Here is a 24,319-nt window from a genome sequence, read left to right as displayed (position 1 = left end):
GGTTCCCTTTCCCCCGTGCGTGCGGTCAGCCGCCGTAGACGCCGACCTCGTGGAGGGAGTAGCCCCAGTCGGTCCCGCGGTCGACCCCCTGCATCCGAACATAGCGCGCGGGCACCGCGGAGAACCCGGCCGTGTCGAGGCCGCCGTCACCCGAGGTCGTGGACCACAAGGTCTTCCAGGTCGAGCCGTCGGTGGAGACGTCGATCCGGTACGACCTGCCGTACGCTCGCTCCCAGTCGAGGGTGACCCGCTTGACGGTGTGGGTGGAGCCGAGGTCCACCTTCCACCACTGGTCGTCGCTCCAGTCGCTCGCCCAGCGGGTGCCGCGGTCACCGTCCACGGCCCGGCCGGGCTGGTAGCTGGTGAACGGGTTCGACTCGGACGCGCTCGCCGTGGCCGTGGCGCCCTTGGCGAGGTTCACGCCCGCCTTGTGCGACTCGGACGCGCCCCAGGTGCCGAGGTAGGACTCGGCGCCCCGGAACAGGTCGTCCACGACGCCCTGGCCGCCGACGAGCCGGATGTCCTCGATCCAGTCGGGGACCATGCCGACGTGGGCGGCGCCGTCGGTGTTGAAGTCGAAGGTGCGCTGCCCGGTCGTCTGCCGGTCGATGGTCGAGCCGCCGTCGGCGCTCTTGAAGGGGTAGGCCACGGGGTTCGAGGTGTTCGCGCCGCGCGGGGCGGGGTGGTCGCCGATGCCGTTGAAGTCGGTGCCGAAGCCGTAGCCCACGTCGTACTTGGCCCGCAGGGCGTCCGTGCGCGCGGCCTCCTCGCTGAACTCCTTCGAGCCGTGCATGTACTGGGCGACGAAACCGCCGAGGGAGTAGACCCGCTCGGTCCAGTTCAGGTCCATCCAGCTGTGCGAGGACAGCACTCCCGGGTACGACTCGGCCTCGAGGATGTCGAGGACGCGGCCGGTGGCCTTGACGCTCATGTGGTCGATCTCGACCATCATCTTGCGCTTCATCAGGCCGCGCAGGGCGTACTCGCCGAGGTCGGTCAGGCCCCGCACGTTGCACTGAGCGTTCTCGTCGTACTCCGGGACCTCGGTGCCCGCCGGCAGGTCCGCCTCGGCCTTCGACGCGGCGTCGCCGATCGGGTTGTCCTTCTGCGGGCCCTTGCACTTCTCGGTCTGCCAGAACGTTCCGGTCGACAGGAACTGGCCGACGTTGATGGCCGTGCCGAGGCCGTGCTCGTCGAAGCGGACGCCGCACAGCGCGTTGTCGAACTTGTGGCACAGGAACATGCTGCGCACACCCAGGTCGTACAGCTCGTCGAGGCCCTTGTCGATGTCCGACTTGCTGCACTGCGCGATGTCGAGGATCTGCTTGCACCCGAACGGCTCGGACGTCTCGACGCCCAGCACGACCGCCAGCTTGCCCTGCGCGACGACCTCACGGGCCTGCGCGCTGTCGGTGACGATCCGGAACCAGCCCTTGCCGGTGCCGCCGTACTGCGCGTCGATGTACGCCTGGAGGTCGTACGTCAGCTTCGCCTGGAGCCGGATCGAGGTCATCTCGTCGCAGCTGCGGGCCTTGAACGGGTAGACCGAGCAGATCATGCCGTTGGTGACCAGGTCGTTGACGAGGACGCGCTGACCGCCGCGCCAGGCGCGCTCGACCCAGGCGTAGTAGTTGGCCTGGTGGGTCATCGAGTCGTAGGCCGGCCAGTCCTTGAACGTCGGGTAGCCGACCGGGTCGTGCTTGCCGTCGCCGCCGTGGGTGATGTAGTCGAAGATCGCGAGCGTCCCGTCCGGGTAGTGCTCGGGACAGTCCTTCAGCGCGTCGGCGATCCCGGACGCGGAGAAGACCTTGCCGCAGATGAGCCGGCCGCCGAACGCCTCGTTGGAGAACAGGTGGTTGTGCGCGTCCACGAACCCGCGCACCTCACCGGCCGCGTTGGTGCCCTTGAACGGCTCGCCCGTCACGTTGATCTCGGAGTCGGGCGTCGGCCGTGAGGTGGGCACCCACCAGCCGCCGGTGGCCGCTGAGCTGGCCGACGGGCTGAGCAGCATGCCCATCGCGGTCAGGAACAGCGTCAGTACCACCAAGGGTCTGCGTCTGGGGTGGGCGCGTCGGGTCCAGGTCATCGTTCACGTCCTTGGTCGAGGGAAGCGCGGTCGATCGGCCAGACCCTGCGGGACGCGCGCACACCACGACGCCATGGGCCCGTTTGTCATGGCTGGCACAAGCGATGTGACGAGAATCTCTACTCGGGTGATCCGAGTCAATAGTCCGGGACGGTTGACCTGATGGCGTCATCGACGCCACAACGGAGTGACGGTTCGTCAAAATCTACTGAATGGACGGAAGTTGCCCCGGTTTGTCGCGGCCTCCGCCTGCACCGGCTGGGGGTCACGCGCCCGAAAGCGCGCGTACGGTCCGCCGGATCACGAGAGCGTTCTCGGAGCTCCGGTCGGGGTCGTGCGTCGCCCGCCGGGGCCGCGGCGGGCGCGGCCACCGTGATGTCGGGGGTCGACGGCGGGTCCGGGCGCGGTGGCTCAACCTCCCTCGCGCTCCGGGTTCCCGAGCCGGAGCCGTGGGGACGGGCTGACCTTCCTTGCGTGAAGGGTTGACGTGTACCGGGCGAGATGGGTTCATGGGAGCGCTCCCACGCACTTCTGGGTCATGGCACCCCCACATCTTTCGATGCCTGACATTCTCGGCGCCCACCCCCACTTGGAGTCGCAGTGAGAACTGGACGAAGCACGCAGAGAACAGGCCCACGGGGAATCTCCCCGCAGCGAAGCAATCCTCTGAGCATGCTCCTGACCGGTCTTGCGAGCCTGGTCGTGCTCACCCTCCTCGGCGTCCTCGCCCCGGCCGTCGCCCTGGCCCAGTCGGCCCCCGGCGTCCGGGCCACCGGCCTGCACATCAGCGACGGCCGGCTGCTGGAGGCCAACGGAAACGATTTCGTGATGCGCGGCGTCAACCACGCCCACACCTGGTACCCGGGCGAGACACAGTCGTTGGCCGACATCAAGGCGCTCGGCGCCAACACCGTCCGCGTCGTCCTCTCCGACGGGCATCGCTGGGCCGAGAACAGTCCCGCCGACGTGGCGAACGTCGTCGCCCAGTGCAGGGCCAACCGGCTCATCTGTGTCCTGGAGGTGCACGACACCACGGGATACGGAGAGGAGGCCGCCGCCGGCACGCTCGACCACGCCGCCGACTACTGGATCGGCCTCAAGGACGTCCTCGTCGGGGAGGAGGACTACGTCATCGTCAACATCGGCAACGAGCCCTGGGGCAACACCGACCCCGCGGGCTGGACCGCCCCCACCAAGGCGGCCGTGCAGAAGCTGCGGGCCGCCGGCTTCGAGCACACGATCATGGTGGACGCGCCGAACTGGGGCCAGGACTGGCAGGGCGTCATGCGCGCCAACGCCCAGTCCGTGTACGACGCCGACACCACCGGCAACCTGATGTTCTCGATCCACATGTACAGCGTCTTCGACACGGCCGCCGAGATCACCGACTACCTCGGCGCCTTCGTGAACGCCGGACTGCCCCTCCTCATCGGCGAGTTCGGCGGGCCCGCCGACCAGTGGGGCGATCCCGACGAGGACACCATGATGGCCGCCGCCGAGCAGCTCGACCTCGGTTACCTGGCCTGGTCCTGGAGCGGCAACACCGATCCGGTCCTCGACCTGTCGATCGACTTCGACCCGACGCGGCTCAGCGCCTGGGGCCAGCGCATCTTCAACGGCGCCAACGGCATCGCGCAGACGGCCGAGGAGGCCACCGTCTTCGCTGGCGGCACCCCGGGCGACACCCAGGCGCCGAGCACCCCCGGTACCCCGGCCGCCTCGGCGGTGACGGCTGCCTCGGCCACGCTCTCCTGGACGGCCGCCACCGACAACGTCGGTGTCACCGGCTACGACGTCGTCCGGGTCAGCGGCTCCACGGAGACCAAGGTCGCGGCCTCGACCACCAACTCCGTCACCCTGACCGGCCTCACCGCCGACACGGCGTACACCTTCGCCGTCTATGCCCGTGACGCCGCCGGGAACCGATCGGCCCGCTCGGCGACCGTGAGCGTCACGACGGACGAGGGCGGCGGCACGCCCGCGGGGAACTGCTCCGTGACCTACCGGGCCACCAACGAGTGGCAGGGTGGCTTCCAGGGCGAGATCGTCATCCGCAACACCGGCACCACCGCCGTCAGCGCCTGGACCCTGGCCTTCACCTTTGCCGACGGCCAGACGGTCGCCAACATGTGGGGCGGGACCGCCACTCAGAGCGGAGGTTCGGTGAGCGTGAAGCCCGCCTCCTACACGTCCACCATCCCGGCCGCGGGGTCCGTGACGGTCGGGTTCATCGGGACCAAGGGCACCACCAACACCGCGCCGACGGCTTTCACGCTCAACGGGGCGGGTTGCGAGAGCAGTTGACCGGCCATGCGAGGTGACCGTCTCCCGCGAGGCGCCCGTTCCTCGCGAGGTGACCGTTCCTCGCGAGGTGACCGGCGGGGGCCTGCTCGCGGCCCCCGCCGGTCACCTCAGCGTCGTACGAGCGTGATCCGGTACGTCCGGGTCCGTGAGCCGTCCTCACTGGTGACCGTGACGAGGGCAGTGGTCCGGCCGACCCGGGCCACGGTGACGGTCGCGTACGGGTCGCGCGCCGTCGCCGTGACCTGCGCCCGGGCCGGGTCGTCGGTCGCCACCCGGTAGGTGGTGGTGTCGGGGTCGAAGGACCCGATCGGCCGGCCGGCGACCTCGACGGCGGTGGCGGCCGCGTCCGAGGAGACACCGGCGGCCTTGGCGTACACCTCGATCTCGCCCATGGTGATGTAGCCGCCCGGGCGCGCGGTCATCACCACGCGCACACCGGTCACCGGGCCCGTGGCGAGCGGGACGTCGATCACCGGGGTGCCCTCCGCGCCGACCGCGACGGAGCCGCCCGCGTCCGTCCAGGGACCGTTCTCGGTGGCCTGGACCTGCACCTTCAGGCTCTCCGGGAAGGAGACGTTGGTCCCGTCCCGGTGGAAGTGGGCGACGATCCGGGTGAGATCACGGGCCGTCGGGAGACCGAAGGTGATGGTGTCGGACGGATTCTTCGTGCCCGGCCTCCAGTTGGACCAGGCCTTCTCGGCGGTGGTGCCGTTGCGCAGCCGCTCGGCGGAGTAGCCGCTCTCGGTGAAGGTGGCGCCCACCCAGACGTCCGGGTCGGTCGCGATGTTGCCCTGCGTCGCCTCGGTGACCTGGACCCGTACCGTCGCCTCGACCGTGCCCCCGCCGACGACCTCCGCGCTGCCCGGCAGGGTCACGACCCCCGCCTCGTCGAAGGCCCCCTCGAGTGCCGCGTCCCAGCTCACCGGGAGGGCGGTCCGGCCGCCGTGCCGGCCGACGCCGACGACCGTCGCCGGCAGCTCCGGTGCGCCGCCCACGTACGTCTTGGCGCGGGCGGGCAGGGTCGAGGCGATCGTGTCGACGGTGACGAGGGCCTTCGCGGGGAGCTTGCGGCCGAGGGCGTCGGTCGCCTCTCCCGTCACACCTACCGTCCCTGGCTTGCGCCACTTCCGGTCCGACGGCAGCTCCCACTCGACGGGCAGGCTGCCGCGGGCGCCGTCCCGGAACACCGGGGTCACCGTCTCCGGCAGTTTCGGCCGCATCCCGGGGACGGTGAACGCCTCGGCCCGTTCGGTGCGCAGCACGGTCTCGTCGGTCACCGCCCAGCGCTGGTTGGGGGCCGAGGTCGGGGTGTACGTCGACACCTTGGCCCCGTCCGCCGAGGACTGCCCCGTGACGTCGAGGAGGCGGCCGGTGGCGGCGTTCACGAAGGTCCAACTGCCGTCGCCCGTGGTCGACATGATCCACTGGGCGGCCGCGGGGACCTCCCCGGCGACCGACTCCTCCAGAACGGCCTGGTTGTCACGGACGGCGAGCCGCCTGCCGCTGCCGGTGTCGGTGAGGGCGTAGCGCTCGCGGTTGTCGCGGCCGGGGGTCAGCTTCTCGACGGACCACAGCTGCCGGGCGCTCGCGGCGTCGGTCGTGCGGATGAAGACGCCGGGGCCGTCCTGCGACGGGGTCAGCGACTTGCCGCTCTGGGCGCCCTGGAGCCGGTACACGTGGCCGGGCTGGACGAGGGCGGCGTCCTGCGCGACGCCGCTGACGCCGTCGACCAGGAAGGTGGTGACCGACTTGGCCGGCACGTCGAGGGTGGCGGCACGGTCCTTCACCCGGACCGGCGTGCCCTCGACGAGAGCCCCGTCGGCGCTCGTCACGACGGGGGTGACGGTGGCGCGAGGGGAGACCTGCCCGAAGCGCGAGAGATCGAGGGTGACGGAGCGCCCGGTCGTCCCGCTGTTGACGTGGACCACGGAGGCCGCGCGGCCGGACTTCTTGACGGCGGCGACGCTGGAGGGGTCGTCGACCTTCACGAAGCGGTCGCCCGGGCGGATGTGGTGGGTGAAATTGCGGATGGTGTGGAACTTGGAGTTGGCCCGGATCGGGCAGGTCTCCAGGGTGTCCGTGGCCGTGCAGTTGAACGGCACATGGATGCTGCCCCAGTTCTTGCCGGCCGCGGCCTGGGGGATCGAGTCCTCGATCGGCTGCCAGAACACCCAGGCGGACGGCTCCAGTTCCCGGATGTCGTCCACCATGCGCGTGGCGATGCCGAGCCCCGGCTCCATGCCCGTGAAGTCGGTGCCCGTGCCCCAGGTGCCCTCGACCTCGCTCATCCAGAGCTTCTTGTCGGCGCCCTTGGCGAGGTCGCGGGCGCTGGTGCGCATGCCGGTGCCGTAGGTGTGCACGTTCAGCTGGGGGACGGCGGCCCGCGCGGAGGCGTCGTAGGCGTTCCAGTTCTGGGTGAAGATCGTGGGGTTGGTCTCGTCCATCGCCGAGATCCGGGCGTCCGTCCTCGCCCCGTCGAGCGCCTTGTCGAGGGCGCGGACCACTTTCTGCTGGAGCGCCGGGCCCGCGTGCGCGCCCTCCTGACGGCCCCCGGTGGGCTGGCCGTTCGCGCCGATCTGGGTGCCCCAGTAGTTGGTGTTGGGCTCGTTGAGCGGGGCGATCGTGTCGAAGTCGATGCCGTGCGCCTTCTCCAGTTCCTCGGTGACGCGCACGAGATAGGTGGCGAACTCGTCGACGCGGTCCGCCCGGATCTGGTCCGTGTTCGCGTCGAAGCCGCCGGAGACGTAGCCGCTGACGGTCTGGAACCAGGGAGGCGAGTTGCTGAACGCCTCCCACTTGGTGACCTTGTCCTTGACCTGGTCCACCCACCAGCGCTGGCCGGCGTCGGCGTCCCAGTTCCAGTGGTCGGGGTCGTCCGGGTCCCACCACTCCATGTCCTGCCGGGTGGTGCCCTCGGGGGCCTTCCAGAAGCCCTCCATGGTCGCGCCCGTCTTCATGTAGTCCTTGCGGACGTCCGGCGCGTTGCCGCCACCGATGTTGTAGCGCGCGATGTTGAGGGCGAGTCCGTCGTCGTCGAACAGCATGTCCACGAGTCGTCTTCGGATGGGTTCCGGATAGCGGCCCGTCGCGTTGGCGAACCAGACGAGGCTCGTACCCCAGCCCTCGAACTCCTGCTGCCGGTACGAGGGATCGACCCGTACCGTGACTCCGCTCCGCGCCGCCGGAGCCGGTGCGTCCGCGACCGCCGGGGGCGCGGCCATCAGCCCCGCGCCCAGCACCAGGGGAACCACGGGCGCCAAGGCCCGGACGATGTGATGCCGTTGGGACACGGCACTCCCTTCCACAACACAGAGCTGAACAGAACCGATCAGAAGGAATCGCGCTCTGGGCATGCTTGATGACGGATATGAACACGTCAAGATGAAGGGCGACTTCTCGGGTCACGCTGCCGGTCGCGTTCCGGGCTGCATCCCGGTTGGTGGTCGTGCGATCCGCCGGTCGTCGGATTTGTTGACATGCCCAGAACACGTCATTAGCATGCGTGAAACTTGGAAAGCGCTTTCCCCCCTGTCAGGCCTCACCCACCCCGGGAGGGACCGCATGAGGTCGCCGTCACGCGCTGTTCCCGCTCTCGCGCTCGCCCTGCTGCTCGCCTCCGCCGCGCCGGTGGAGGCGGACGCGGCACCGCTCGTGGAGACGTCGCCCACCGGCTTCGCCGCGGTCGACGCGCTCGGCCAGAACGGCACCACCGGAGGGGCCGGCGGTCCCACCGTGACCGCCACCACCGCCGCGCAGTTCCTCGCGTACCTCGACACCGCGGGCCCGTTGGTGATCCGGGTCCAGGGAACGATCGACATCACCAGCAAGCAGGGCGTACGCCCGGACAAGACCATCATCGGCGTGGGCTCGTCGGCCGTCGTCAACGGTGGCGGGCTGGAGTTCCACCGCTCGCACAACGTCGTCGTACGCAACATCAGGTTCACCAATGCCGAGGACGACGCCGTGAGCATCGGCCGCGACTCCCACCACATCTGGATCGACCACAACGAGTTCGCCGGAGTGGTGGACGGAGCGGTCGACATCGCGCGCGGCGCCGAGTACGTCACCGTCTCCTGGAACTGGTTCGACAGGACCGACAAGAGCATGCTGATCGGTCACTCCGACGGCAACGGCAGCCAGGACACCGGGAAGTTGAAGACCAGCATCCACCACAACTTCTTCGACGGCTCCCGTCAGCGCCACCCGCGCGTCCGCTTCGGCGAGCCCGTGCACGTCTACAACAACTACTACAAGGACAACGCCCTCTACGGCATCGCGTCCACGATGAACGCCGGCGTCGTCGTCGAGGGCAACCACTTCGAGAACGCCCCGCACCCCTGCTACTCCGCCAGTGGCTACGACGCCTCCGGACCGGGCCGCCTGGTGCAGCGGAACAACGTCTTCAACGGGTCCGGCGCCTGCGAGACCAACGGCACCGTGATCGAGCCGCGTACGTACTACGCGTACACCCTGGACCCCGCCGCCGACGTGCCCGCCCTCGTGCGGGCCGGGGCCGGCGTCGGGAAGATCGGGGCCGCCGTCCCGGCGCCGTAGGCAAGCGCGGGCGGCCGCGGGGCCGGTGACGACCGGCCGCGAGTCCGCCCGCACCTCCCGGGCATCCGGGCCCGCGTCCCTCGCTCCACCGTCGCCCGCACCCGGCGACGGCTCCCCCCACAGGAGGACCCCTCATGAACGCACTCCGCAGGAAGGCGGTCGTCGGTGCGCTGGCCGCGGTGCTGCTGGCGGGCACCGGCGCCGCCGAGGCCGCGCCGCAGCCCGTGCCCGCCGCGCGGGAACGGGCCGCCGCGGCGACCATCACCTGGAGCCTGCAACGGGCGAGCAACCCGACGCAGGACCAGCGGACGGCGTACGACCTGATCACCTCGGCCATGAACGCCGCCGTGGCCCGCTACAACAACCTCAGCGACCTCGGCAAGAACATCACCGTCCGCTACGACCCCGGTGTGCCCACCGCCGACGGCAACATCAACGGCACCATTCGCTTCGGCAACCGCGCCTACATGAACGAGCGGACCGCCCTGCACGAGATCGCCCACACCATCGGCGTCGGCACCAGCTCGGGCTGGTCGCGGCTGGGCGGCGGCGGGACCTGGACCGGCGGCCAGGCCACGGCGCTGGTACGGCAGTTCGACGGGGCGAGCGCGCGGATCTCCACGGGCGGCGGCCACTTCTGGCCCTACGGGCTGAACTACGACAACGAGTTCTCCGGCACGGCGGCCGACCGGCACGTCCGGATCGTCGCCGCCATGGTGCGCGACGGACTGTGATCCGCGCGGACGCTCCGGGAGCCGGTGCCCGATGACCCGGGGGTCCGGGGCGGATGTCCGCCCCGGACCCCCGAGCCGGAGTGGAGTCGCCGTCCGGTGCTCAGGGACTCCCTGCCCCGGCCGGTCAGCGCGTCGCGCAGCCGGTCCACGACACCCGTGCCCGGCGCGTGCGGTTTGTCGGCCGGGGGCCGGGGCTGGGTGGCCTGCCCGCTCACCGCCCCCGTCCTGGCCGGTGCCGTGGTGGCCGCCGCCGGCACCCACCACACCTTCGGTTCCCCCGTCGCCTTCCGCGGGCTGCCCGGTCCTGACGTCCAGGACCGCCGGGCGGCCGCGCTGCTGCGCCACCCCGACCTCCCCCCACCCGTGGCCGGACGCCACCACGCCGGTCTCCTCGACGCACTGCGGCCGGGGCAGGCCCTGCCGGCCTGAACCCCGGCCGCGAAAAGGCCCGGCCGCCCGCCCGCTACCAGCGCAGCGGCAGGCCCCCGAGGAAGTCGGTGAGCAGGTTCGCGAGGGTCCGGTGGTCGCCGAGCGAGGGATGCCAGTCGCAGCCGAGGAGATCCAGGGACGCGTCGCCGAAGAAGAAGTGCCGCACCCGGTCGTCGCCCCGCCGGTTGCGCTCCCGGACGATCCGCGTCGTCGCGTCGGCGAACGGCCGGGTGGCGGAGACCACCAGGAACGTGCTGGGGCCGTAGCGTGCCCGCAGCCGGTCGAGGAACCCGTGGTACGCGCTCTCGTAGTCGGCGACCAGCGCCTCCTGGGTGGCCCAGCGCTCACCGGGACGCAAGGGGGTGGAGAAGTCGTTGATGCCGAGACCGATCACGACTACCTGGGGGCGCCAGCTCTCGGGCTTGCGCCACACGTCGCCGTCCACGTTCAGCAGAGCCCGCTCGTAGAACGTGCGGTAGCTGACGCCGGGGTCGCCGCCGTTGTAGTTGCGGACCATGCCGCGACCGGAGATCGCGTTGAGCTGGTGGTCCGCGTCGAGCCTGCGCGCGATCAGCGCGCCGAAGGCGAGATCGGCGTTGCTGTTCCGGTTGACACCGCCGTTGCCCGAGCAGTCCCGGGTCTGCGAGACATTGCCGTACCCGGCGGTGTACGAGTCGCCGATGAACTCGATCTGCCGGGTCCGCGCCCGGGGCGCGCCGAGGATCGCCCCGCCGGGGGCCGCCGTGAACCCGCCGAACCGTCCCACCGCCCACGGGCTCTCCGTGCGCTTGACCAGCCGTACCGTGTGCTCGGTGTCGGACAGGCCGCGGAGCCAGGACACGGTGCGGCCGGGGGCGAGCAGGGTGGCGGCGGTCGTCCCGTCGATCCGGACGTCGTAGTCGTTGTTCGAGTCGTCGAGGACGATCCCGATGCCCGTGCCCCGGAACCGCGCCTCGAAGTACACGCCGGGCCAGGTGTACTGCACCATCCCGTCGGCGGCCTCCTTGACCCGGCCCACGGTGTGGAACACGGCCCGCGCGTCGGGGGCCGCCCGCGCGGGGGAGGGGACGGCGGCGGTGACGAGGCCCGCGGCGGCGGCCGTGACCAGGGTCCTGCGGGAGAGCTGTGACGGTGGGGGCAAGGGGCGAGACATGTGCATGTGACATCCCTTCGACACGCGGACGGACGGGCGCGGAATGCGGGAGCGCTTTGGTGGGAGCGCTCCCAGGTCATGCGCTTTCGAAGGTGACCGCACCGCACGACCACGTCAACCCCTCGGGTCGACATCCGTCACGCGCGGACCGCCCGCCGGTCTGCCCCCTCGTGTCCGCTGACCTCGTGTCCGCTGACCTCGTGTCCGCGGCGCGGCCGGCGGTGTCCACGGCGAGGCCGTTGGCCGTGTGCCCGGTGTCAGCCCGCCGCGTGGTCGACGCACAGCCGCACGTGCACGGGTGGCCGGTGGCGCGGGCGCCGCCGCCCCGCGGTACCAGTGCGTCGCCATCGGGCAGCCCCGCCAGGAAGCACCGCGGGACGGGGGCGAAAGGGGGGAGGGGGGCAAGGACCGGGTCTCCCCGGCGTCTCCGGTGACACAGCCTTCACGGGTGTCACACCGCCGCTCCTCGGTACTCCGCACAGGGACAGCAACCAGTCCACAGCGGGAGGCGACCATGAGCGAAGAGAACCCGGCGGACGACGTCCACCAGCCCACCGGCGGCAACGAGGAGCAGGCGGACGCCGCCCCGCTGGACCTCCAGGACGCGGTCGACGAGCGCACCTACGACGACATGCTGGACGAGGGCTACTCCCCGCCCGAGAGGCCGCTCGGCGTCACCCGGACCGGTACGACGGCCGCCGAGCAGCACGAGGGCGAGTCCCTCGACGAACGGCTGCGCCAGGAGGTCCCCGACGTGACCGTCCCGCCCGGTGACGGGGTCGGCGACCTGCCGGGCGGGGCGGGCGAACCCGTCGACCCGGAGGCCGGCGCGGAGCGTGCAGGCCGTCTCGTCGCACCGGACGAGGGCGCGCACCCCGACACCACGAAGGAACTGGTCGCCGAGGACGAGGGCATCGACGGCGGAGCGGCGGGCGCGGAGGAGGCCGCCGTGCACATCGTGCCCGACGACCGCCTTCCGGGCCCGCAGGACTGAGGCCGAGGCCTACTCGACCAGCTCCCCGTCCCGCGGGCCCCCGCACGCCGCCCCCGGTGGAGGTCCGTGGGGTGAGCGGTGCTTGTGCGGACGCCCCGGTCAGGAGACGAACACGCGGACGTCCCAGGGGCCCAGGTCGAGCGGCGCGCCCGCCGGGAGCGGGCTGCCGTCCAGGACGTCGGTCAGGTCGGCCGGCGCGTCGACGCGCGCCGGTTCCCAGCTCCAGTTGTGGACGATGTGCACCCGGCGGCCGTCGGGCGCTGTGCCGGTCGTCGCGGTGACGGACGCCGGGAGGTCCCGCCACCCGTGGCGCGCGGTCGGCGTCAGCCACGCGGCGAGCGCACGGGCCAGCCCGCGGCCGGGCACCGTCCCCACGCAGGTGACGTGACCGGCGCCGTGGCGGCGGGTGGTGACGGCGGGCCAGCGCCCGAAGTGCGGGTGCTCGTACGTGACCAGCGGATCGGCGTCGGCGACGGTCAGCCCCTCCACCCACCGGGTCGCCGTGGCCCCCTGCGGCACGGCGAGCGGACCGTCCGGCGCCGACCGCACGGGGACCGCCCGCACCAGGTTGCTGAACTCGTCGTACGAGACGCCCGCGGCGGTCGTGAGCCGGCCGGGGGCAGCCTCCTGCCGGGCCCGTGCCTCGTGGTCGGCGTACCCGGTGCGCGGACCTAGGACCAGATGGCCGCCCGCCTCGGCGTACCCGGCCAGCCAGTCGAGGGTGGAGTCGGCGGCCAGGTACAGCGCGGGCACCACCAGGACCGGGTGGCGGCGGACGGCCTTTTCGGGGGTGAGGCCCGCGCGCTCCCCGAGCGGGTCGTGCAACTGCCGGGCGTGGACGATCCGCACCTGCCGCCCGGCGTCGAAGGCGCCCCGGTAGAAGGAGTCGAACACCCGGTGGTAGGCGGTCGGGTCGGGCTCGCCGTCCGGCGTGGCCAGCGGCGGGTACTTCTGCATCAGCCACTTGCTCGGCGTCGAGTAGACCATCGTGAGGTCGGCGTCCGGTTCCAGCCCGGCGACGAGTGCGCCCGCCGTCTCGAACTCGGCGCCGAGCCGGGCGAGTTCGGCGTACGTCCGGCCGGGCCTGCCGGTGTGGGGCAGGACCCCGCCCCAGTAGGTCTCCGCGCCGAAGTGCAGGGTGTTCCAGTGCCAGTACTCGATCATGCGGGCACCGCGTCCGACGAGCGCCCAGGCCGCCTGCCGCCACTGGCCGTCGTAGCCGGGCCGGTTGTCCCAGGGGAAGCCGACGGAGCCCGCGTCGGTCTCGGTGACCAGGAACGGCTCCTGGCGGGAGGAGAACATCCAGTCGGCGGTCTGGTACAGCGCCCACACCCCGGTGGTCTTCCACCGCTGCTCGTGGTCGTCCGGGGTGGGGTCGGGCAGCAGCAGCCCGTCCTGCATGTCGTAGTACGGGTTGCCCGAGGCGATGTCGAGACGGTCGGTCAGCTCGTCGTCCTCGACCGCCTGCCGGGTGTAGGAGACACAGGTGGTGACGAACTGCTCGGGCCGGGCGTACTCGCGGACGATGTCAGCCTGCCAGCCGATGAACTCGGTGACCTGGCGGGCCTGGAACTCCCGCCACGCCACGTCGTACTGCGGCTGCGCGTTGCCATCGGGCGTCCACAGGTCGGCCCATGTCGACAGCCGGTGCGACCAGTAGACCAGGCCCCACTCCCGGTTGAGGGTCTCCACGTCGCCGTACTTCTCGCGCAGGTGGTCCACGAACCGCTGGAAGACACCCCGGTTGTGGAGGAGGTGCAGTCCGGGCTCGTTGTCGACCTGGAAGCCGATGACGGCCGGGTGGCCGGCGTACCGGCCGACGACCTTGCGGATGACCCGTTCGGCGTGGAAGCGGAACCCGGGGTGCGTGAAGTCGACCTCCTGGCGGGCGCCCCAGCCGATCCGCTCCCCGGTGCGCCGCTCACCGGTGAGCTCCGGGTACTGGCGGGCCAGCCACGGCGGCACGGCGTACGTGGGGGTGCCGAGGACCACCGAGATGCCGCGCTCGTGGGCGCCGTCGAGCACGGGCCGGAGCCAGTCGAGGTCGAAGCGGCCGTTCTCCGGCTCCCAGGTCGACCACACCGACTCGCCGACCCGGATGACGGACACGCGCGCGTCCGCCATCAGGTCCAGGTCGGTCGTGAGGCGATCGTCGGGCCGTTCGGTGCCGTAGGGAGGCCGGTACTCGTGGTAGTACGCGGCGCCGAACAGGACGCGGTCAGGCAGAGCCGCCATGAAGGGGAACCTCCGGGAAAGGGGGGAGTGGTACGGGGGACGGGGTGCGCTACTGCTTGACGCCGCCGGAGGCGAGGCCGCTCTGCCAGTACCGCTGGAGCATCAGGAAGGCCACGACGAGCGGGACGATCGAGATCAGCGAACCGGTCACCACCAGCGCGAGCATGTCGCTGCTGGCGCCCGCGCCGCCGTTCTGCGCCCGTGCCGCCCAGGAGGCGAGGCCGACGGTGACGGGGTACAGATCCGGGTCGTTCAGCATGATCAGCGGCAGGAAGTAGTTGTTCCACGTCGCGACCAGCGTGAACAGCAGGACGGTGACCAGACCGGGGGCCAGCAGTCTGAGGGCGATCCGGAAGAAGATCCGCGCCTCGCCCGCGCCGTCGAGCCGGGCCGCCTCCAGGAGGCTGTCGGGCACGGCGTCCTCGGCGTAGATCCGCATGAGGTAGAGGCCGAACGGGTTGACCAGCGACGGCAGGATGACCGCCCAGGGGGTGTTGACCAGTCCGGCCTGCGCGAACACCAGATACGTGGGGATCGCCAGGGCCGTCGTCGGGACCATCACCGCGCCGAGGACCAGGTTGAAGGCCGCCCGGTCGCCGCGGAAGCGGAACTTGGCGAAGCCGTACCCGCCGGCCGCCGCCAGCAGCGCGGCGCCGACGGCGCTGACCGCGGCGTAGACCACCGTGTTCAGCAGCCAGCGCAGGAAGACCCCGTCGTCCTGGGCGAAGGTCTCCCTGAGGTTGGCGAGCAGCTGCGGGGCGTCGGAGAACCACAGGCCGAAGCTGGTGAACAGGTCCTGGGTGCTCTTCGTCGAGGCGATCAGCAGCCAGCACAGCGGGAGCAGGAAGTAGGCCAGGGCGGCCAGCATGGCGATCGTCAGCGGTGTGCTGCGGCGGGCCCGGCGTTCCTTCGCGCGGACCGCGGGCACCGGTGCGGCGGTCTTCGGGGTGACCCCGGCCGGGGTGGTCGTGGTCGTCATGGGGTCCTCCTGCGGTTCGCGGTGAGCAGGACGGCGTAGGAGGCGATCACGATGACGAGGCCGAGGAGGAAGGACACCGTGGCCGCGTAGTTGACCTGCTGACCGGTGAAGGCGAGGGAGTAGGCGTAGAGGTTGGCGGTGTACGAGCTGCTGATGACGTCCGGGGCGATGCTCTGCAGCAGCTTCGGCTCGTTGAACAGCTGGAAGCTGCCGATGACCGAGAACAGCAGGGTGAGCAGGAGCGCGGGCCTGAGCGCGGGCAGCTTGACCGACCAGGCGACGCGCCAGGCACCGGCCCCGTCCATCGCGGCCGCCTCGTACAGCTCCTGCGGGATCGTCCGCAGGGCGGCGTACAGGATGATCATGTTGTAGCCGACGAACTCCCAGGTCACGATGTTCGCCAGACTGCCGAGCATCCAGCTCTCGCCGAGGAAGTCGGGGGCGGCGAGCCCCAGTTCCCGGCCCAGCTGGGCGAACGGGCCGAAGTCCGGACCGTACAGGTACCCCCACATCAGCGCGGCGACCACGCTCGGCACGGCGTACGGGACGAAGATGCCGAGCCGGATCACCCGCGCCAGCCGCAGCAGTCCGCTGTCCAGCGCGAGGGCGAACACCAGCGCCAGCAGCAGCATCACGGGCACCTGGACCACGAAGAACACGGCCACCCGGGCGACCCCGTCGCGGAACTGCGGGTCCTTCAGGGCGGTGACGTAGTTGTCGAGGCCGACGAACGCGGTGCCGCCGACGAGCCGTTCCTGGAACAGGCTCAGATGGGCGGCGTAGCCGAGCGGGGCGAGGAAGAGCAGCAGGAACAGCACCATGAACGGGGCGACGAACAGGGGCCCCGCCCCACGGCGCCGGCGGGCCTTCGCCGCCGTGCGCCGCGGGGCCTCGGGCGCTGCCGCGGTGGTGGCGGCCATCTCAGCTCCCCCTGACCGTGAAGCCCTGGCCCTTGGCGTAGGCCGTCAGCCGCTGCTGCCAGCTGCCGAGGGCGGCGACCGTGTCGCCCTTGTCCGCGAGGGACTTGCCGACCGTCTCCGTCCAGTCCGTGGCCGCCTTGTCCAGGAACGGCGGCCACTGGAAGGAGGAGTTGACCGTGGAACTGATGTCGGCGAAGACCTGGTTGACCTTCTGGCCGCCGTAGAACGCGGGGGCGTCGCCGGTGAACTCGGCGTCCGTGAGGAGCGCCTTGGTCGCCGGGAAGAAGAACTGCTCCGTCGCGAACATCCGCGCGCTCGCCGGGTCGCTGTTGAGGAACTGCGCGAACACGGCCGCCGCGACGGGGTTCTCGGTGGAGCGGATCACGGCGGTCGTGGAGCCGCCCCAGTTGCCCGAGCTGGGCCTGGCCGCGTCCCACTGCGGCAGCGGCGCCGCCCGCCACTTGCCGGCGGTCGCCTTGGCGGAGCCGGAGAGGAACACCGGGCCCCAGGCCGCGGTCAGCCAGGTGGCGTACGTGCCCTTGTTGAGGGCCGCGTACCAGGAGTCGGTGAAGTCGGGCTCGACACCGATGACCCCCTCCTTGGCCAGGCCGCCCCAGTACGCGCCGAGCCTCCTCGACGCGGCGTCGTCGACGCGGATGGTGATGTCGCCGCCGCCGGAGGTCGCGTACGGCTTCGCGCCCGCCTGCCACAGCAGCCCGTGCCAGGCGGCGACCTGGTTGGCCGCCAGGTTGGTGAGGTACACGTCCGGGTCGGCCCGGTGCAGCCTGCGGGCCGCCTCGGCGAACTCGTCCCAGGTGGTGGGCACGTCGATGCCGTGCTTGTCGAAGACGTCCTCGCGGTACAGCATGCCCATCGGGCCGGTGTCCTGCGGTATCGCCCAGATCTCGCCGTCGCTGCCGCTGACCTGGCTCCAGGTCCAGTCCACGAACGTCGACTCGAGGGCGGAGGCGCCGTAGGGCCGCAGGTCGAGCAGGCTGTCGGTGATGGTGAACGTCGGGATGGCCTGGTACTCGATCTGCACCAGGTCGGGGGCGCCCGTGCCGGCCTTCAGCGCGGTGCGCAGCTTGGTGTACTGCGGGGTGCCCTGACCGGCGTTGACGACCTTGACCTTGACCGCCGGGTACTTCTTCTCGAAGAGGGCGACCTCCTTGGCGATGTTCGGCACCCAGGTCCACAACGTCAGCTCGGTCGGCGTCCGCATCGCCTTGTCGATGTCGGCCTGGCTGACGGGCTTCGCCGGGGCGGAGGAGCCGTCCGAGTCGCCGCCACCGCACGCGGTGAGGGCGGCGCCGAGCGACAAGGCGCCGGTCGCGGCGAGGAAGTTCCGGCGGCTCATCCGGGACGTACCGGACAGGAACGGGTTCGTGGGCATGGTGAACTCCCGCGGGAGACGTGGATGACGACACGCCTGACTGGGCGTGCGGAGACGTGGGGGAGCGAGCCCCGGGCACAGGGGCCCGGGACCGGACGGGGAGCCCCGGACACGGCGGCCGGGGGCGGGACGGGGAGCGGCGGCGGGCGCGGGCCCGGGTGGAGGGCCGCTCGACGGGGTGGGGCGGGGTGGGGCGGGGTCAGGCGGTGGTACGCCGTTCGCGGGCCGGGGTCGTCCGGCTCGGCGGAGGGGCGGTGGAGGCACGCACGATCAGGTCGATCGGCGGGTCGCTCGGCGGCAGATGGTCCGCTTCGGGGTGCTCGATGACGTGGACGAGCCGTTTCAGGCCCTCCTGCGCCACCGCGTCGAACGGCTGGCGCACGGTGGTCAGCGGCGGGTTCACGTACGCGGAGACCGGGATGTCGTCGAACCCGACGACGCTGACGTCCTCCGGCACGCGCCGCCCGGCCTCCGTCAGCGCCCGGATCAGACCGATGGCCATGTCGTCGTTGGCGGCGAACACCGCCGTGACGTCGGGGTCCTCGGCCAGACGCCGTCCGGCCGCGTAGCCGGACGGGGCGGACCAGTCGCCGTGCACGACCGGCGGCACGTCCCTGCCGTGGTCGTCCAGCGTCGCCCGCCAGCCCTCCAGCCGGTCCCGGGCGGCGTACCACCGCTGGGGTCCGGCCAGATGGTGGACCGTCCGGTGACCGAGGGCCAGCAGATGCTCGGTCGCCGTACGGGCCATCACCTCGGCGCAGTCGCCCGCCGTCAGCACCGCGGGCGCGGTGACCGGCGACGGCGCGCCGATGACGAGCACCGGCACGTCCACCCGCGGTGAGGCGTCCGGCTCCGCGCGCCCCTCGTCGATCTCGTCGATCGGCTCGGAGATCACGATGCCGTCCACCCCCTGGTCGAGGAGCGAACCGACGGCGCCGGCGACGCCCGCCGGGTCGCCCTCCATCGTGTTGACCACGCGGAGCGCGTACCCGGTGTCCCGGACCACCCGTTCGACGCCCATGAGCAGCGAGGCGGGCCCGTACAGGGCCGTGCCCAGCGTCACCACGCCGATCGAGCGGGTGCGTCCCGAGGCCAGCGCGCGGGCGGCGTTGTTGCGCCGGTAACCGAGCTGCTCGGCGGCGTCGAGGACGCGTCGGCGGACCTCTGCGGAGACGTACGGCTCGTCGTTGAAGACCCGTGACACGGTCTTCTGCGAGACCCCGGCCACCCGGGCGACGTCCACACTGCGCGGCGCGGCGGAACTCCCGCCCCGCCCTGCCCCTCGCGTCATGGTGCCTCCCGGTTGACCGCACGACCGAACGCCATCATGTCAGACGCACTCTGCCTGACTGCGTAGTCATGTCTGCGCTGTCATGTCTACGCAGTCATACGGCGGACGTCAAGAGTTCGGTACGCATACGTCACCTGCGGGCGCAGCGGAACGGGCACCCGTCCGGCGCGGGGGAGACGTGCGGGACCGGGTGCCGGTGGGTGCCGGGCACCGCGGCCGGTGCCGCGTCCGCGCCCCGCCGCGCGGCGCGCGCCCGCGCGCTACGCCACCGCGCCCAGCGTGTCCGTGAGGCGGCGGCGGGCGGCGCGGAGTGCGGGCAGGACCGCGAGCGCCAGGGCGCCCAGCACCGCCGCCGCGGCGAAGAGCGACAGCACGACGGGGGAGGGAGCCCGCGCGATCCCGGCCCCGATGCCGCTGGAGGTGCCCTGCGCGTCGATCAGCCAGTGGGCGAGCGGGAGACCCAGCGCCAGGGCGAGCGCGGTCGCGGCGAGGGCGGTGCACCCGGTGGCCGTGACGGTGATGCCGGTGATCTGCCGCGGCGACAGCCCGATCGCCTTCAGCGCCAGCAGATCCCGTTCACTCTCGCGGACCGTGCCGCCGATGACCGTCAGCAGTTCGACGAGCCCGATGAGCGCGAGGACGCCCAGCAGCCCGACGACGACACCGCGCAGCGGCGACAGACCGTCGGCGGGGTTCGTCACCGTGTGCACGTCCAGCCGGTCCGGTCCGGCCGCCGCGGTCAGCTCGGCGGCCACGCGCCGCGGATCCGCCCCGTCGCGCAGCCGCACCTGGTAGAGGGTCGGCCGGAGCCCGGGGTCGTTCTCCCGCAGGGTGTCGAGCGAGGTGGAGATGACCCGGCCCGCGTTGTCCGGCTCGATGCTGCGGCCCACGATGTGCAGGATCTGCGGCCGGCCGGCCACGGTCAGCCGCACCCAGTCGCCGACCGCCACGTCCAGCAGGTCGAGCAGGCCCTGCCCGGCCACCGCCTCGTCGGGGCCGCGGGCGGCACGGCCCTCGGCCAGCGTGAACGGGTACGGCTCCGCCTCCGTGCCGAGGCCCCGCAACGCGATCGTGGCCGTCTGGCCCGCCACCAGGGCCGCCACCTCGACACCCGGATGGGCCGCGGCGACCTCCGGCTCGCGCGCCAGCAGCGCCCGGGCCTCCGCCTCGCCGAGGCCGTCGCCGGCGCGGACGGTGAGCGCCGCCGCCAGCCCCATCCGCTCCGGCTCGCTGTGGAAGCGGTCGATCGTCGTCCACGCGCTCATCGCCACCACGATCAGCGTCAGCGGCAGCGCCAGACGGGCGACCGTGGCCAGGGACCGCGGGCGGCGGGTGAACGCCCGGTGCCAGCCGAGGACCAGCGCGGGCGGCAGCCCGAACCCGAGCGCCCGCCGCGCCACCCCCGACAGCCGCCCGCCGGCCGGCACGGCGGCCCGGGGCACCGGGACCGGGGGCACCCGCCCCGCGCGCCAGGCCGCGAGCCCGGTCGTCGCCCCGATGAACAGCACCACCCCCACCGGCACGGCGACCAGCGCGGCGGTGTGCCCCGGCACGTCCTGCCACAGGTCGACCGCGTCCCCGAGGCGTCCGGGCAGCAGCGGGCCCACGGCCCGGGTGAGCGTCGCCGCGGCCACGGCACCGAGCAGCGCGTACGCCAGATGCTGGAGCAGGAAGATCCGCACGACCTGGCCCGGTGTGAAGCCGATCGCCTTGAGGATCGAGATGTCCCGCAGATGACCCCGGATACGGGTGCCGATCGCCCCGTGCACGGCCAGTCCGGCGGCGACCAGCGCGCCCAGCCCGAACAGCCCCAGCACCAGACCGAGCAGCCGGTTGTCGCCCTCCGCCTCGGCCCGCGCCTGCTGCCAGGCGGAGACCTCGCTGACGGCACCCGCGCCCAGCAGGGTGACGGCCCGCTGCACCGCGTAGTCGGTGTCGTCGGGGTCCGTCAGACGCAGCCCGATGACCTGGCCGTGCCCGGCGGCGGTGCCGGGCAGGGCGGCCGGCGGGACCCAGACCAGCCCCGGTCGCTCACCCCTGCGGTAGCGCGGCTCGGCGCTGTCGGCGACGCCCAGCACGGTCAGCTTCCCGCTGCCGCCGGGCAGGGACAGCACGTCACCGGGGCCGGCCAGCAGGGTCCGGGCGAGGCTGCTCTCCAGCACCGCACCGTCGGGCCGGCCGGGATCCAGCCACCGTCCGGCGGTGAGGAGCGGCCGGCCCACCTCGGGCCGCTCGGAGGTGCCGCGCAGTTCGACGGAGGCACGGGTGCCGCGGGAGGTGACCGTGGTGTCGGCGGTGCGGTAGGGACCGGCGGTGGACTCGACGCCCGTCAGCCCGGTCAGCGCGGACACGTCGGCGGACGGGGCGGTGTGGATCCACACGTGGGCGCCGCGGGACTGCGTGAACAGCCGCTGCCACGGGTTCGTCGCGTACCCGAACAGCGCCGCCGCCAGCAGCAGGGACGTCACGATGCCGACGGTGGCCAGCACCAGGAACAGCGCCTCGCCCCGGTGGGTGCGCAGGTCCGAGTGCGCCCAGCGCAACATGGCTCGCATCCGTCAGTCCCTCAGCTCCAGCACGGCGGGCACTCCCGCGCCGGGCGACGGGGCGCCGTCCAGCTCGACGTCGTCGGCGATGCGGCCGTCGAAGAAGCTGATCACCCGGTCCGCGGCGCTCGCCAGCCGGGCGTCGTGGGTGACGAGCAGGATCGTCTGGCCGCGCTGGTGGAAACGGGACAGCAGCCGCATCACCTCACGGGTGCCCCTGCTGTCCAGGCTGCCCGCGGGCTCGTCGGCCAACAGCAGGGGAGGGCGGTTGACCAGGGCGCGGGCCAGCGCGACCCGCTGCTGCTCGCCGCCCGACAGCTCGCCCGGCATGCTGCGCTCCTTGCCGGCCAGCCCCAGCTCGGCCAGCAGCTCCGCCCGCTCGGCGCGGGCCCGCCTGGCGGGGACCCCGGCCAGCAGCGCGGGGAGTTCCACGTTGTCCGCGACCGACAGGTTGGAGACCAGGTTGAAGAACTGGAAGACGATGCCGATCCGGCGGCGGCGCTCCACGGCCCAGCGGGCCTCGCTGTAGGTGTCCGTGCGCTCGCCGTCCAGCCAGATACTGCCGCTGTCCGGGCGCTGCAGCCCGCCGAGCAGGTGCAGCAGCGTCGACTTGCCCGCGCCGGACGGGCCGGTGACGGCCACGAACTCGCCCTGCCGCACGCACAGGTCCACCCCGCGCACGGCGTGGGCGGGAGCGCCTTCCCCGTGGTGGGTCTTGACGAGCCCCTCGGCCCGCAGCACAGCAGTGGGCGCGTCGCTCATTCCGGCTTCTCCAGTTCCTCCTGGCAGCGCTCCAGCCAGTCGAGATCGGCCTGGAGATGCAGCATGGCGCCCTCGATGAGCAGATGGGCGATGCGGTTGTCCCGGTGGTCGGCCGTGGCGAGTTTCGACAGCGTGCGCATGGTGTTCAGGTAGTGGCGCCGTTGCCGGTTGATGAGGGCGATCTGGTCGGCGAGGCCGGTCCGCGGGGCGAGCGCGAGCTTCATGAAGAACTCGTCGCGCACCCGGGGTTCGTCCGACGTCTCCTCGTACCAGGCGCTCAGCGCCTCCTGCCCGGCAGCGGTGAGGTGGTAGATCTTCTTGTTGGGCCGGCTCGACTGCTCGACCTCCTCGCCCTCGATCAGACCAGACTTCTCGAGGCGGCCGAGGGTGACGTAGATCTGGCCGATGTTCGGCTGAGGGTACGCGGCACCCAGGAGCTGCTCAAGGTCCTGCTTGAGCTCGTAGCCGTGGGCCGGGCCGCGCGCCAGCAGGGCCAGGAGGGGCAGGCGCACTCGAGCTGTCCTCCTCGCAGCCTCGTATTGTGTTCCAGGCCCTAGTATCGCCCATACCTAACGGGTATACATAGCCTCTGACGCCGGGCGAGGGTGCCCTGCGCCGGGTGCACAGGGAGGAACCTATGCGGTGGATACGCGCCGCCGGTAGGGGCCTCCTCGTTCTCGCCGTGGTCCTGGCCGGTTACGGCGCCTCCGGCGCGCAGGCCCAGGGCGGACTCAGGGGCCGCGGCCCGCTGACCCTGGCCACCGCGGGCGACCTCACCGGCTACCTGGGCCCTCTCCTGGAGGGCTGGAACCGCGCCCATCCCGGCGAGCGGGTCACCCTCGTCGAACTGCCGGACTCCGCGGACGAGACCCGCGCCCAGATGATCACCGATCTGCGTGCGGGCGACCGCGGCCGTTTCGACGTGCTCAACATCGACGTCACCTGGACCTCGGAGTTCGCCGCCGCCGGCTGGGTCCGGCCGCTGCCGCGCAACCGCTTCCCGCTGGGCAGCTTCCTCCGGCCGGTCGTGGACACGGCGACCTACGACGGACGGCTCTACGCCGTGCCGTACGTGACCAACGCCGGTCTGCTGCTCTACCGCAAGGACGTCCTCGACGAGGAGGGCGTCCCGCCGCCCCGCACCTGGGCCGAGCTGGAGCGCTACGCGCGCACCATCGCGCCCGAGCACGGCCTCGACGGCTACGCCGGCCAGTTCCTGCCCTACGAGGGCCTCACCGTCAACGCGGCCGAGGCCGTCTACTCGGCGGGCGGCACGATCCTCGGCGGCGAGGGCGAACGCGTCACCGTGGGCTCGGCGGCCCGCGAGGGCATCGGGTTCCTCGCCCGCGGCGTGCGCGACGGGTGGATACCCCGGGAGGCGCTGGAGTACAAGGAGGAGGAGTCCAAGCGGGCCTTCCAGGACGGCCGGCTGCTCTTCCTGCGCAACTGGCCCTACGCCTACGTCGGCGCCTCCGCCCCCGGCTCCGCGGTCGCCGGGAAGATCGGCGCCGTTCCGCTGCCCGGCCCCGACGGGCCCGGCACGAGCGTGCTCGGCGGCTCCAACCTCGCCGTCAGCGCCCACGCCGAACACGCCGACACCGCCGCACGCCTGATCACATACCTCACCAGTGAGCGCGTCCAGCGGCAGGTCCTCACCCGGGGCGCGCTGCCTCCCGTGCGCGCGGACCTCTACCGGGACCCGGACCTGATCCGGGAGTTCCCCTACCTGCCGACGCTGCGCCGGAGCGTCCTCGCGGCTGCGCCGCGCCCCGAGAGCCCGCGCTACGACCAGGTCAGCATGGTCGTGCAGGCGGTCGTCCGCGACGCGCTGACGGGCCACTCGACGCCCGAGGCCGCGGTGCGGCGGCTCACCCGGGAGCTCGCCGACATCTCCCGCCGCGGCTGATCCCTCGCCCGCCGTACTCCACCCCCTACCTAC

Annotated in this window: 17 protein-coding genes; 6 read left to right on the top strand and 11 right to left on the bottom strand. The window is 72.3% G+C overall.

Going from position 1 to position 24,319, the window contains the following annotated elements; all coding sequences use genetic code 11:
• Positions 1–25: 25 nt before the first annotated feature.
• The gene (locus GSY65_RS04000) at positions 26–2,086 is read right to left on the bottom strand and encodes a galactose-binding domain-containing protein (RefSeq protein ID WP_201452449.1); all 2,061 of its coding nucleotides are present in this window, start codon (positions 2,084–2,086) and stop codon (positions 26–28) included.
• A gap of 672 nt (positions 2,087–2,758) precedes the next feature.
• Here GSY65_RS04000 and GSY65_RS03995 point away from each other — a divergent pair.
• Positions 2,759–4,390 carry a cellulase family glycosylhydrolase gene (locus tag GSY65_RS03995; RefSeq protein WP_159765981.1) on the top strand — a complete coding sequence of 544 codons (1,632 nt, stop codon included), beginning with the start codon at positions 2,759–2,761 and terminating at the stop codon, positions 4,388–4,390.
• Positions 4,391–4,497: 107 nt separating this feature from the next.
• Here GSY65_RS03995 and GSY65_RS03990 read toward each other — a convergent pair whose 3' ends face one another.
• Positions 4,498–7,641, bottom strand: a complete 3,144-nt coding sequence (locus GSY65_RS03990; RefSeq protein WP_159775599.1) for a glycoside hydrolase — start codon at positions 7,639–7,641, stop codon at positions 4,498–4,500.
• A 310-nt stretch (positions 7,642–7,951) separates the two neighbouring features.
• On the opposite strand from GSY65_RS03990, the gene GSY65_RS03985 reads away from it, so the two are divergent.
• The 3 genes from GSY65_RS03985 to GSY65_RS34450 all read left to right on the top strand — a co-directional run bounded on the left by GSY65_RS03985 (position 7,952) and on the right by GSY65_RS34450 (position 10,107).
• Positions 7,952–8,944, top strand: coding sequence for a pectate lyase family protein (locus GSY65_RS03985; protein ID WP_159765980.1), 993 nt, complete (start codon positions 7,952–7,954; stop codon positions 8,942–8,944).
• Positions 8,945–9,078: 134 nt separating this feature from the next.
• Positions 9,079–9,678: a hypothetical protein gene (locus GSY65_RS03980; protein WP_159765979.1), complete on the top strand. Its 600-nt coding sequence runs from the start codon at positions 9,079–9,081 to the stop codon at positions 9,676–9,678.
• 96 nt (positions 9,679–9,774) lie between these two features.
• Positions 9,775–10,107 carry a hypothetical protein gene (locus tag GSY65_RS34450; protein WP_159765978.1) on the top strand — a complete coding sequence of 111 codons (333 nt, stop codon included), beginning with the start codon at positions 9,775–9,777 and terminating at the stop codon, positions 10,105–10,107.
• Between the two features lie 34 nt (positions 10,108–10,141).
• On the opposite strand, the gene GSY65_RS03970 is transcribed toward GSY65_RS34450, so the two are convergent.
• Positions 10,142–11,260: an SGNH/GDSL hydrolase family protein gene (locus GSY65_RS03970; protein ID WP_159765977.1), complete on the bottom strand. Its 1,119-nt coding sequence runs from the start codon at positions 11,258–11,260 to the stop codon at positions 10,142–10,144.
• Positions 11,261–11,774: 514 nt separating this feature from the next.
• Between GSY65_RS03970 and GSY65_RS03965 the strand changes: the two genes are divergently transcribed.
• The gene (locus GSY65_RS03965) at positions 11,775–12,254 is read left to right on the top strand and encodes a DUF5709 domain-containing protein (RefSeq protein ID WP_159765976.1); all 480 of its coding nucleotides are present in this window, start codon (positions 11,775–11,777) and stop codon (positions 12,252–12,254) included.
• Positions 12,255–12,353: 99 nt separating this feature from the next.
• Here GSY65_RS03965 and GSY65_RS03960 read toward each other — a convergent pair whose 3' ends face one another.
• The 8 genes from GSY65_RS03960 to GSY65_RS03925 all read right to left on the bottom strand — a co-directional run bounded on the left by GSY65_RS03960 (position 12,354) and on the right by GSY65_RS03925 (position 22,892).
• Positions 12,354–14,489: a beta-galactosidase gene (locus tag GSY65_RS03960; protein ID WP_159765975.1), complete on the bottom strand. Its 2,136-nt coding sequence runs from the start codon at positions 14,487–14,489 to the stop codon at positions 12,354–12,356.
• 49 nt (positions 14,490–14,538) lie between these two features.
• Positions 14,539–15,468: a carbohydrate ABC transporter permease gene (locus GSY65_RS03955; protein ID WP_159765974.1), complete on the bottom strand. Its 930-nt coding sequence runs from the start codon at positions 15,466–15,468 to the stop codon at positions 14,539–14,541.
• Positions 15,465–16,388: a carbohydrate ABC transporter permease gene (locus GSY65_RS03950; RefSeq protein WP_159765973.1), complete on the bottom strand. Its 924-nt coding sequence runs from the start codon at positions 16,386–16,388 to the stop codon at positions 15,465–15,467. The genes GSY65_RS03955 and GSY65_RS03950 overlap by 4 nt, the downstream gene beginning before the upstream one ends.
• Before the next feature lies 1 nt (position 16,389).
• Positions 16,390–17,781, bottom strand: a complete 1,392-nt coding sequence (locus GSY65_RS03945) for an ABC transporter substrate-binding protein (RefSeq protein ID WP_159765972.1) — start codon at positions 17,779–17,781, stop codon at positions 16,390–16,392.
• A gap of 199 nt (positions 17,782–17,980) precedes the next feature.
• On the bottom strand, positions 17,981–19,072 hold the full coding sequence (locus tag GSY65_RS03940) for a LacI family DNA-binding transcriptional regulator (RefSeq protein WP_159765971.1): 1,092 nt from the start codon (positions 19,070–19,072) through the stop codon (positions 17,981–17,983).
• 260 nt (positions 19,073–19,332) lie between these two features.
• Positions 19,333–21,627, bottom strand: a complete 2,295-nt coding sequence (locus GSY65_RS03935; RefSeq protein WP_159765970.1) for an ABC transporter permease — start codon at positions 21,625–21,627, stop codon at positions 19,333–19,335.
• A gap of 3 nt (positions 21,628–21,630) precedes the next feature.
• Entirely contained in the window at positions 21,631–22,380 is a 750-nt protein-coding gene (locus tag GSY65_RS03930; RefSeq protein ID WP_159765969.1) for an ABC transporter ATP-binding protein, read from the bottom strand.
• Entirely contained in the window at positions 22,377–22,892 is a 516-nt protein-coding gene (locus GSY65_RS03925) for a PadR family transcriptional regulator (protein WP_159765968.1), read from the bottom strand. Before GSY65_RS03925 ends, GSY65_RS03930 begins: the two co-directional genes overlap by 4 nt.
• 125 nt (positions 22,893–23,017) lie before the next feature.
• Between GSY65_RS03925 and GSY65_RS03920 the strand changes: the two genes are divergently transcribed.
• Complete coding sequence (locus tag GSY65_RS03920) at positions 23,018–24,286, top strand: ABC transporter substrate-binding protein (protein WP_159765967.1); 1,269 nt, start codon at positions 23,018–23,020, stop codon at positions 24,284–24,286.
• The last annotated feature ends 33 nt before the right edge of the window (positions 24,287–24,319 follow it).

This window comes from Streptomyces sp. HM190, from assembly GCF_009857135.1.
GTDB lineage: Bacteria > Actinomycetota > Actinomycetes > Streptomycetales > Streptomycetaceae > Streptomyces > Streptomyces heilongjiangensis.
Note: the sequence above shows the minus strand (reverse complement) of the source record. Positions and strands in the feature narration are given on the sequence as shown.

What these genes read in the sequence shown, in the direction of transcription:
- GSY65_RS03950 (WP_159765973.1), bottom strand. Translation starts at nt 16,388, where the DNA reads ATGGCCGCCACCACCGCGGCAGCGCCCGAGGCCCCGCGGCGCACGGCG.
- GSY65_RS03930 (WP_159765969.1), bottom strand. Translation starts at nt 22,380, where the DNA reads ATGAGCGACGCGCCCACTGCTGTGCTGCGGGCCGAGGGGCTCGTCAAG.
- GSY65_RS03955 (WP_159765974.1), bottom strand. Translation starts at nt 15,468, where the DNA reads ATGACGACCACGACCACCCCGGCCGGGGTCACCCCGAAGACCGCCGCA.
- GSY65_RS03920 (WP_159765967.1), top strand. Translation starts at nt 23,018, where the DNA reads ATGCGGTGGATACGCGCCGCCGGTAGGGGCCTCCTCGTTCTCGCCGTG.
- GSY65_RS03995 (WP_159765981.1), top strand. Translation starts at nt 2,759, where the DNA reads ATGCTCCTGACCGGTCTTGCGAGCCTGGTCGTGCTCACCCTCCTCGGC.
- GSY65_RS03960 (WP_159765975.1), bottom strand. Translation starts at nt 14,489, where the DNA reads ATGGCGGCTCTGCCTGACCGCGTCCTGTTCGGCGCCGCGTACTACCAC.
- GSY65_RS03945 (WP_159765972.1), bottom strand. Translation starts at nt 17,781, where the DNA reads ATGCCCACGAACCCGTTCCTGTCCGGTACGTCCCGGATGAGCCGCCGG.
- GSY65_RS03935 (WP_159765970.1), bottom strand. Translation starts at nt 21,627, where the DNA reads ATGCGAGCCATGTTGCGCTGGGCGCACTCGGACCTGCGCACCCACCGG.
- GSY65_RS04000 (WP_201452449.1), bottom strand. Translation starts at nt 2,086, where the DNA reads ATGACCTGGACCCGACGCGCCCACCCCAGACGCAGACCCTTGGTGGTA.
- GSY65_RS03965 (WP_159765976.1), top strand. Translation starts at nt 11,775, where the DNA reads ATGAGCGAAGAGAACCCGGCGGACGACGTCCACCAGCCCACCGGCGGC.
- GSY65_RS03980 (WP_159765979.1), top strand. Translation starts at nt 9,079, where the DNA reads ATGAACGCACTCCGCAGGAAGGCGGTCGTCGGTGCGCTGGCCGCGGTG.
- GSY65_RS03970 (WP_159765977.1), bottom strand. Translation starts at nt 11,260, where the DNA reads ATGTCTCGCCCCTTGCCCCCACCGTCACAGCTCTCCCGCAGGACCCTG.
- GSY65_RS03985 (WP_159765980.1), top strand. Translation starts at nt 7,952, where the DNA reads ATGAGGTCGCCGTCACGCGCTGTTCCCGCTCTCGCGCTCGCCCTGCTG.
- GSY65_RS03940 (WP_159765971.1), bottom strand. Translation starts at nt 19,072, where the DNA reads ATGACGCGAGGGGCAGGGCGGGGCGGGAGTTCCGCCGCGCCGCGCAGT.